This window comes from Devosia sp., from assembly GCF_034675085.1.
Classification (GTDB): domain Bacteria; phylum Pseudomonadota; class Alphaproteobacteria; order Rhizobiales; family Devosiaceae; genus Devosia.
In genome coordinates, this window is the sequence record NZ_JAUCDN010000408.1 from 1 (window position 1) to 2,423 (window position 2,423).

Consider the following 2,423-nt stretch of genomic DNA (forward strand, 5'->3'; position numbering starts at 1 on the left):
CGGTGCAGGAGAGAGGTGTCGAGATGGGTCTGCAGCGTCGCCCAGTCGTAGCTTTCGTGGCGATAGCCGAACAGCGTGCCTTCGCTCCCGCGCAGCACGCGCCCGTCCGGCGCGGTCAGCTCGGCGATATCGCCGCTTTGGGGATTGAGTTTGCCCGTCCAGCCACTATCCGCCAGCACGGCGCCCGGCGCCGGCGGGGCCGTTGCGGGGATGGCCAGTTCCGCCTCGGCCTGGCGGGCGCTGTCGCGGTCCGCCTCTTCCAGATGCCCGATGGCCGCGTCGATATAGGCGCGCTGTTCGGCCCAGCTCGCCTCGCTATAGGCAAAGCGGTAGTCGCTCTTGCGCGCCGCTTCGAAATCGGCCCGGTCCCAGGCGGTTTCGTCGCGCAGATAGGTCTTGATGTCGACGCCCCAGGTGTGCTCGGCGACCATGGCCAGGCCGCGCCCGAAGGCACGGCGGCCGGGTGTGGGCTCGCTTTCCCAGCCGTCGTAAAGCCGTTGCAGGGCGCGGAAGCGCGCCAGTTTGCGCGGATCGGTGGAGGCCCCATGGATCCAGCTGTCGCCGATTTCCTGCTCGACCACCGGAAAGGCCTCGCGCCGCGCCCACATCACCTCGCCGAACCGGTCCAACGTCGAGGCCACGATCCTGGCGCCGGGATTGGCGTGGTGCAAAGCGCGCAGCGCCTCCACCGTCTGGCCGACGCTTTGCGGGCCGATATTGTCATTGGTATGGGCGAAGCTCAGGCCGATATCGGCTCCGGCGGGAAAATCGGTGGCCCCATAGGAGCCCTGATACATCACCACAACCTCGCTGCCATCGGGCGCGCGCCAGCGGAAGATCGGCGGCACGTCGGGCACCGGGCTGGCGGTATTGACCCCCAGATGCAGGAATTTCACCCCCGCCTCGGCCAGAAGCGGCACCATGCCCAGCGTGTGGCCGGGCACGTCGGTCATCTTGGCCGCGCTGGTGCGCCGGCCGAAGCGGCTGTCCAGCTCCTGCGCATAGGAGAGCCCGGCGCGGAACAGCGCCGGCGACATCAACTCGGTATGGGTGGTGTAGGGCAAGGCATGCCAGGTGATCAGGCCACGCCCGATCGCCTCCTCCAGCATCCGCACCTTGGCGCTTTCCTGGGAATTGAGATGGTCCCAGATCAGCCAGGCCCCGGTGGTCCACACAAAGGCGGGGTTCTCGGGATTTTCGGCATAAAAATGCGCGCCCGTGGCGATGGCCTGCGGAATGAACTGCTCGTGATATTGCCGGCGCACCCGCGCGGCATGGTCGGTGAAGCCGATATCGAGATGGGTCTTGAAGACGAGATGGATCAGGGTGTCGGTCATGAAACTGCCGTCAGCCCACCGTGCCGCGCACGACGAGGCGGGTGTTGAGGGTTTCCTGGAAGCCGGGGGCTCCGGGATTGTTGAGACGCCGGTTGATGAGGCGCACCAGGGCGCGCACCCGTTCGTCCAGGTCGAATTTCACCGTGGTGAGGTTGTAGCTTTTCCAGTGCGACTGGGCGATGTCGTCGAAGCCGACCACCTTGACGTCCTGGGGCACGCGCAGGCCCAATTCGTGGCGGAGCGCGTCCATGACGCCGAAGGCGGCCACGTCATTGGCGGCGAACACGGCGTCGGCCCCCTCGCCCACCTTGAACAGGTCGATCGTGGCCTGATAGGCGGTCTGGTAGCTGAAATCGCCCGGCGCCACAACGGGCGGGGGCAGGCCGCGCTCGGCCATCACGCGGCGCAGCGTCTGCTCGCGCGCATGGCTGGCGCGGGATTTGTCCAGCCCGGACAGATAGGCGATGCGCCTGGCGCCATAGCCCTGGAGCAGCGCCACCGCCTGGTCGATGCCATCATGCTGGAGCACGTTGAGCCGGTCATGCAACGGCCCTTCGGCCTCTCCCTCTTCGGCCATGCCGGTATGGGGGTAATGCACATAGATGGGCACGGCGCGGTCGAGAAAGCGCGCCAGGGTGCGCGGCTTGACGTTCTCGACGAAGGCGATCACCGAATCGGGGTTGAAGCCGCGCATATAGGCCAGCAGCTGCTCGTCCATCGAATAGTCGGTGCGGGTCTTGAACAGCAGCGTGGCGAAGCCCTCATTTTGCAGGGCCGTGGTCAGGGCGTCGATTTCCTGGCTTTCCCAGTGGCTGCACACATCGGGCACGATGACGCCCACCAGATGCGAGCGCCCGCTGACCAGCGCCCGCGCCGCGCGGTCGGGCGTATAGTTCAGCTCCTGGGCGATTTTCAGGATCAGCTCGCGCTTTTCGGGCTTGAGCGAGGCATGGGGATTGAACGCCCGCGAAACCGCGACGCGCGACACCCTGGCCTTTTCGGCGACCATTTCGGCAGTGGCCCGCCCCCGTGGGGCTTGCGCCGCTTCGCTCACGGCATTCATCCTTGAAAATGAAAACGTGTTCA

The 2,423-nt window shown here is 66.4% G+C and carries 2 protein-coding genes; both read right to left on the bottom strand.

Annotated features, from left to right (window positions below; genetic code table 11):
- A partial coding sequence (locus tag VDP82_RS17025) for a DUF5054 domain-containing protein (protein ID WP_323016018.1) occupies positions 1-1,337 on the bottom strand: 1,337 nt, incomplete at its 3' end.
- Positions 1,338-1,347: 10 nt separating this feature from the next.
- On the bottom strand, positions 1,348-2,400 hold the full coding sequence (locus tag VDP82_RS17030; protein ID WP_323016019.1) for a LacI family DNA-binding transcriptional regulator: 1,053 nt from the start codon (positions 2,398-2,400) through the stop codon (positions 1,348-1,350).
- Positions 2,401-2,423: the final 23 nt, after the last annotated feature.

Bases quoted from the DNA above. Each gene is read 5' to 3' on its own strand.
- VDP82_RS17030 (WP_323016019.1), bottom strand. From the start codon at position 2,400: ATGAATGCCGTGAGCGAAGCGGCGCAAGCCCCACGGGGGCGGGCCACT.